A 6,252-nucleotide genomic window follows, 5' to 3' on the forward strand; every position below is an offset into this window, starting at 1 on the left:
CCGGGGACCCGCCCCCGGTCCTGGCCGCGATCCGTCCGCCCGCTGCTCCTCGCCCTCCTGCTCCTGCTCGCGCTGCCCGTCGCGGGCACCGCCTCGGCGCATGCGGCAGACGCGGGGGGCACAGCCGACACGTCCGGCCACGCCCGCACGCCCGCGCGCGGCTCCGCCTGGATGGGCTCCACCATCCCCGCCCACGAGGGCGAGGACACCACCGACGGGAACCCGCCCCGCACCATCGCCCCGCTCGCCTCCGTCGAGGGCGTCGACGTCAGCAGCCACCAGGGCAACGTCTCCTGGTCCACGCTCTGGAACAGCGGGGTCCGCTTCGCCTACGTCAAGGCGAGCGAGGGCAACTACTACACCAACCCGTACTTCAGCCAGCAGTACAACGGCTCGTACAACATCGGCATGATCCGCGGGGCTTACCACTTCGCCACGCCCAACGACTCCAGCGGCGCCAACCAGGCGAACTACTTCGTCGACCACGGCGGCGGCTGGTCGGGGGACGGCAAGACGCTGCCCGGCGTCCTCGACATCGAGTACAACCCCTACGGCGCCACCTGCTACGGCAAGTCCCAGAGCGCGATGGTCGGCTGGATCGGCGAATTCCTCGCCACGTACAAGGCGCGTACCGGCCGGGACGCGGTGATCTACACGACCACCGACTGGTGGACCACCTGCACCGGCGACTACAGCGGCTTCGCCGCCACCAGCCCTCTGTGGATCGCCCGCTACGCCTCTTCACCCGGCACCCTGCCGGCCGGCTGGAGCTACTACACGTTCTGGCAGTACACCTCCTCCGGCCCCACCGTCGGCGACCACAACCTCTTCAACGGGGCCTACGACCGGCTCCAGGCGCTCGCGAACGGCTAGACCCGGCCGACCGGGACCGGCCCGGCCCGCCCGTGGAGCGGGAGCACCCGTGGAGGGTGACACCCGCGCGGCGGGAGCACGGGCGCGAACGGCACACGGTCCGCACCGCCATGGGGATGGCGGACGGCCCCCTTCCCTCACCGGAAGGGGGCCGTCCGCGTCACCCGGCGGCGGCCGTCACGCCGCGGCCGGGACCTTGGGGGCCGCTTCGCCGCCCGCCGTGCTCAGCGCGATCTCCAGGACCTGCCGGACGTCCGTCACGGGGTGGACCCGGAGCTTCTCCAGGACCTCCGCCGGGACGTCGTCCAGGTCGGCCTCGTTCCGCTTGGGGATCACCACCGTGGTGATCCCGGCGCGGTGCGCGGCCAGCAGCTTCTGCTTCACCCCGCCGATCGGCAGCACCCGCCCGGTCAGCGAGACCTCACCGGTCATCGCCACGTCCGTCCGCGCCGGCCGGCCCGAGAGCAGCGAGGCCAGTGCCGTCGTCATCGTGATGCCCGCGCTCGGTCCGTCCTTGGGGACCGCGCCCGCCGGGAAGTGGATGTGCACGCCGCGGTCCTTCAGGTCCGCGACCGGCAGTTCCAGTTCCGCGCCGTGCGAGCGCAGGAAGCTCAGCGCGATCTGCGCCGACTCCTTCATCACGTCGCCGAGCTGACCTGTCAGCGTCAGGCCCGCCGCGCCCGTCTCCGGGTCGGCGAGGGACGCCTCGACGAAGAGGACGTCGCCGCCCGCCCCGGTGACCGCGAGACCGGTGGCCACACCGGGCACCGCGGTGCGGCGTTCGGCCGGGTCCTGCGCGGACTCGGGCACGTGGTGCGGCCGCCCGATCAGGCCGCGCAGGTCGCCCTCCGTGACCGTGTACGGCAGTTCCCGCTCACCGAGTTCGTGCTGGGCCGCGATCTTGCGCAGCAGCCGTGCGACGGCACGCTCCAGGTTCCGTACGCCCGCCTCGCGGGTGTACTCGCCCGCGAGCCTGCGCAGCGCGCCCTCCTCCATGAGGATCTCGTCCTTCTCCAGGCCCGCCCGGTCGAGCTGACGCGGGAGCAGGTGGTCACGGGCGATGACGATCTTCTCGTCCTCCGTGTAGCCGTCGAGGCGGACGATGTCCATCCGGTCGGCCAGCGCCTCGGGGACGGCCTCCAGGACGTTGGCGGTGGCCAGGAAGACGACGTCGCTCAGGTCGAGTTCGACCTCCAGGTAGTGGTCCCGGAAGGTGTGGTTCTGCGCCGGGTCGAGGACTTCGAGGAGCGCGGCGGCCGGGTCGCCCCGGAAGTCGGAACCCACCTTGTCGATCTCGTCGAGGAGTACCACCGGGTTCATGGAGCCGGCCTCCTTGACGGCCCGCACGATCCGGCCGGGCAGCGCGCCGACGTATGTACGCCGGTGGCCGCGGATCTCCGCCTCGTCCCGTACGCCGCCGAGCGCGACGCGGACGAACTTGCGGCCCATGGCGTGCGCGACGGACTCGCCGAGCGAGGTCTTCCCGACGCCGGGCGGGCCGACGAGCGCGAGCACCGCGCCGCCCCTGCGTCCGCCGACGACGCCGAGCCCGCGGTCGGCGCGCCGCTTGCGCACCGCGAGGTACTCGGTGATCCGCTCCTTGACGTCGTCCAGGCCCGCGTGTTCCGCGTCCAGGATCTCCTTGGCGCCCCTGATGTCGTACTGGTCCTCGGTCCGTTCGTTCCACGGCATTTCGAGGATCGTGTCGAGCCAGGTGCGGATCCAGCCGACCTCGGGGCTCTGGTCGCCGGTCCGCTCCAGCTTGTCGACCTCCTTCAAGGCCGCCTCGCGGACCTTCTCCGGCAGGTCGGCGGACTCCACCCGTGCCCGGTAGTCACCGGAGTCGTCGTCGCCGCTCTCGCCGCTCAGCTCCTTCAGCTCCTTGCGGACCGCCTCCAGCTGACGGCGCAGCAGGAACTCGCGCTGCTGCTTGTCGACGCCCTCCTGGACGTCCTTGGCGATGGACTCGGCCACGTCCTGCTCGGCGAGGTATTCGCCGAGCCACTGCTTGGCGAGCCTGAGGCGGGGCACCGGGTCGGCGGTCTCCAGCAGCCGCACCTTCTGCTCGGTGGTCAGGAACGGCGAGTAGCCGGAGTTGTCGGCGAGGGCCGAGATGTCGTCGATGCCCTGGATGCGGTCGATGACCTGCCAGGCACCGCGCTTCTTCAGCCAGCTGGCGGCCAGCGCCTTGTACTCCTTGACGAGCTCGACCACGGCACCGGGCAGCGGGTCGGGCAGCATCTCCTCGACGCGTGTGCCCTCCACCCAGAGCGCGGCGCCGGGGCCGGTCGTCCCGGCGCCGATCTTCACGCGGCTGTGGCCGCGGATCAGCGCGCCGGGGTCGCCGTCGGAGAGCCGGCCGACCTGCTCGACCGTCCCCAGCACACCCGTCCCGGCGTACGTGCCGTCGATGCGCGGCACCAGCAGCACCCGCGGCTTGCCGCCCGACGGGCCCGCGGCGGCCTGGGCGGCCTCCACCGCGGCGCGTACGTCGTTCTCGGAAAGGTCCAGCGGCACCACCATTCCGGGCAGCACCACCTCGTCGTCGAGCGGCAGCACGGGCAGGGTGAGCGTAGTGGACGTCGAAGCCATGATCTCCCCTTCGGCAGTCAAGTTGAGCTATGTGCACTCAATGCTTGTGAGCCGTCACATGTTCCCCGAGCCGAGTTCGCTGTCAGCGATCACCTTCATGAGCCCGCCACAGAGGTCAACAACGCAAGCGGCCGTCATCCATCCGGCGGACGTCTGCCCGTTCCTCCTGGGTACGCTGACCGTGCCGGGCAGACTCCGACGCATGGGAGCGCTGATGATGAGTGCCGCAGCCGAGGACGACCGGGAAGAGCGGTACATGTTTCCGACGCCCCCCGTCGGCGGGTGGACCGCGGACGACCTCGACCGGATTCCGGGGCTCCCGCCGCACACCGAGCTGATCGACGGGGGACTGTTCTTCACGAGTCCGCAGACCTACTTCCACATGGCGACGCTGCGCCTGCTGGAGAACGCCTTGCTGGACTGCGTACCGGAAGGCCTGGTCGTCGTCCGCGAGATGACGACCAGGCTCGGCAAGCGGGACCGGCCGGAGCCGGATCTCATGGTCGTCCCGGAAAAGGCGCTCACCGGCCCGGAGCAGACCTGGTACGAACCCCGCGATGTCGTCCTGGCCGTCGAGGTGGTCTCCGAGGACTCCGAAGAGCGCGACCGCAAGGTCAAACCGCGCAAGTACGCCGAGGCGGGCATCAAACACTTCTGGCGCGTGGAGAAGTCCGACGGACTGCCCGTCGTATACGTTTGCGAACTCGACGCCGCCACGGATTCCTACGCCGCGGCGGGCGTCCACCGCAACCGATTGACGCTGGACGTCCCGTTCCCCGTCGATGTCGATCTGACCGGGGTCCGCTGACGCGGACCCGTGTGAATTCTCGCTCGAGCGCGCGTCCTGCCCTCATACTGCGGCCATGACCCCACCGCCGGTCCGGCTGACCGCCGCTCAGACCGCGGCGCTGGCCCACGTACGCGCGACGGCCCGCGACCGCCACGACGAAGCGCTCGCCCGGCTCGGGCGGCTCTCCGGCCCCAGCCCCGGTCAAGAGGAACTCTGCGCCCTCGTGCGAGAGCACGGCCGCATCACCCTCAACTTCCACCCGGACCGGCTGCTTCCCGGGGGCCTGACCGTCGCCGAGTCCCTGGCCCGGGACGGGCGGTACCGCAGCCAGTACGAGACGGGGGTCTCCAACGGCGGCCTGAGCGCGTACCCCGGCGGGGACCGGGACCGCTGGGAGGAGGCCCTGTTCGGCGCGGCATACCACACGGCGGGCGTGGCGGCCGGGGACCGGCCGAAGTACGGCGGCCTCAATCTGCGCGGCCACCCGGACGGTGCCTGCCCCCGCTTCGGTTCCTGCCATGTGCGGCTGCGGCCTCAGGTCAACGAGCGGGCCACCTTCACCCTCGGCGACAGCCACCTCGGGCCCAAGGACACCGGCACGGCGGACACCTTCCTCTGCGTGCTGGCCGGGCTGTCCGAGTGCGCCGCCGAGGAAGGCTGGAAGAACGGCGTGGCGGGTCCCGACCTCGCCGGGACCATTCGCGCGCTGCCGCACGCCGCCATCAGGACCGAGCACGGACGGGCCCTCGACCACTACATAGAGGCCCAGGTGCACGGCACGATCGACCTGGCTCGGGACGCAGAGGCCCTGGTCCTCGACCCGAGCTTCGCGGGCACGGACGCCGGCGCCCTGCTGGAAGGGACGGCCGCCCGCCTCGGCATCGCCCTCGAACGGCACCCAGGCTTCGCACTCGACCCGGCGGACGTCGACGAGGAGTTCCGCGGCCCCGCCATCCCGCCCCTGGCCGCCCTGGTCTCCCGCGACTACGCGGACGGCGGCCCCGTCACCGCTCACGCCATCGGCCTGGCCGCGGCCGACCGGACCGGCGCCGGTCCCGAGACTCTCCAGCACCTCAAGCAGCTCTGGCACACCACCGTGAACCGGGGACGGCCCGCCCTCCGATAGAAGGTGCGTGAGACTGTTCCGCCCCATGAGGGGTGACCGGGAGGACCGGGAGAGCGACGACGCGGCGCTGCTGCGGGCCGTCGCCGAGGGGGACTCCGGCGCGCTCGGCACGCTGTACGACCGGCACGCGGGCTGGCTGCACGCGCGCCTGACGCGCCGCTGCGCCGACCCCGAGACCGTACGGGAAGTGCTGCAGGACACCTTCGTCACGGTGTGGCGTTCCGCGGGCACCCACCGCGGCGGGGAGGCCGGGGGCTGGCTGTGGACCATCGCGGCCCGCCGGCTCGTCGACGCGCGCCGGGCGCAGGAGCGCGCCCGGCGCCTCACCCACGAACCGCAGGCCGCCGCGCCCTCGGCCGAGGACCGCGTGCTCGCCGGCCTGGAGTACGGGAACGTGGGCGCCGCGCTCGACGGGATCTCCCCCGAACTGCGCGAGGTCCTGCGCGCCACCGTCGTCGACGGACTGAGTACCCGTGAGGCCGCGCGCCTGCTCGGCATACCCGAGGGCACCGTCAAGAGCCGTGCCCTGCGGGCCCGCCGGGAGCTCCGCACGGCCCTGGAACTGCTGGGAGGCACTGCATGAGAGCCACGAGAACCCGGCACGTGGACGGTGCGCTGGCCGCGCGCTACGCGGACGGCTCCCTGCCGGACGCCGACGCCCGGCCGGTCGAGCTCCACATCGAGTCCTGCTCCGCCTGCGCGGCGCTCGTCTCCGCCGCCGTGCGTGCCGTGCCCGACGCCGGTCCGGTGCTCGCCGAGGTCCGCGCGGCGCTCCTCACCCAGGCGTCCGCCGTCTCCCGCGAAACCCCGGCCACGGCCCCCGTTCCGGCGGCCCGGCCCGCCGCGGCCCGCGCCGCCGCCGGAACCGAAC

6 protein-coding genes are annotated in these 6,252 nt (G+C 72.5%); 5 read left to right on the plus strand and 1 reads right to left on the minus strand.

Translation table 11 applies throughout. The features are described from left to right. The first annotated feature begins 42 nt into the window (after window positions 1–42). On the plus strand, window positions 43–873 hold the full coding sequence (locus tag GUY61_RS32955; protein ID WP_166633994.1) for a lysozyme: 831 nt from the start codon (window positions 43–45) through the stop codon (window positions 871–873). A gap of 177 nt (window positions 874–1,050) precedes the next feature. Here the strand turns inward: GUY61_RS32955 and lon are convergent, their stop codons facing one another. Beyond that, a complete protein-coding gene (lon, locus tag GUY61_RS32960; protein WP_166633991.1) occupies window positions 1,051–3,465 on the minus strand; it encodes an endopeptidase La in 2,415 nt (804 codons plus the stop codon). A 202-nt stretch (window positions 3,466–3,667) separates the two neighbouring features. On the opposite strand from lon, the gene GUY61_RS32965 reads away from it, so the two are divergent. From GUY61_RS32965 to GUY61_RS32980, 4 genes are all read left to right on the plus strand, one after another. Then, the gene (locus GUY61_RS32965) at window positions 3,668–4,273 is read left to right on the plus strand and encodes a Uma2 family endonuclease (RefSeq protein ID WP_243766923.1); all 606 of its coding nucleotides are present in this window, start codon (window positions 3,668–3,670) and stop codon (window positions 4,271–4,273) included. Between the two features lie 55 nt (window positions 4,274–4,328). Next, on the plus strand, window positions 4,329–5,381 hold the full coding sequence (locus tag GUY61_RS32970) for a DUF3626 domain-containing protein (RefSeq protein ID WP_166633992.1): 1,053 nt from the start codon (window positions 4,329–4,331) through the stop codon (window positions 5,379–5,381). Between the two features lie 25 nt (window positions 5,382–5,406). Next, window positions 5,407–5,964 (plus strand): RNA polymerase sigma factor, encoded by a 558-nt coding sequence (locus tag GUY61_RS32975; protein WP_166633993.1) that lies wholly within the window; start codon window positions 5,407–5,409, stop codon window positions 5,962–5,964. Then, window positions 5,961–6,252: zf-HC2 domain-containing protein (locus GUY61_RS32980; protein ID WP_208106755.1), on the plus strand; the 292-nt coding region annotated here is incomplete at its 3' end. The genes GUY61_RS32975 and GUY61_RS32980, both read left to right, overlap by 4 nt.

Origin of the sequence: Streptomyces sp. GC420 (genome assembly GCF_009916105.1) — a bacterium.
GTDB lineage: Bacteria > Actinomycetota > Actinomycetes > Streptomycetales > Streptomycetaceae > Streptomyces.

What these genes read in the sequence shown, in the direction of transcription:
- GUY61_RS32975 (WP_166633993.1), top strand. Translation starts at nt 5,407, where the DNA reads ATGAGGGGTGACCGGGAGGACCGGGAGAGCGACGACGCGGCGCTGCTG.
- GUY61_RS32970 (WP_166633992.1), top strand. Translation starts at nt 4,329, where the DNA reads ATGACCCCACCGCCGGTCCGGCTGACCGCCGCTCAGACCGCGGCGCTG.
- GUY61_RS32965 (WP_243766923.1), top strand. Translation starts at nt 3,668, where the DNA reads ATGGGAGCGCTGATGATGAGTGCCGCAGCCGAGGACGACCGGGAAGAG.
- lon (WP_166633991.1), bottom strand. Translation starts at nt 3,465, where the DNA reads ATGGCTTCGACGTCCACTACGCTCACCCTGCCCGTGCTGCCGCTCGAC.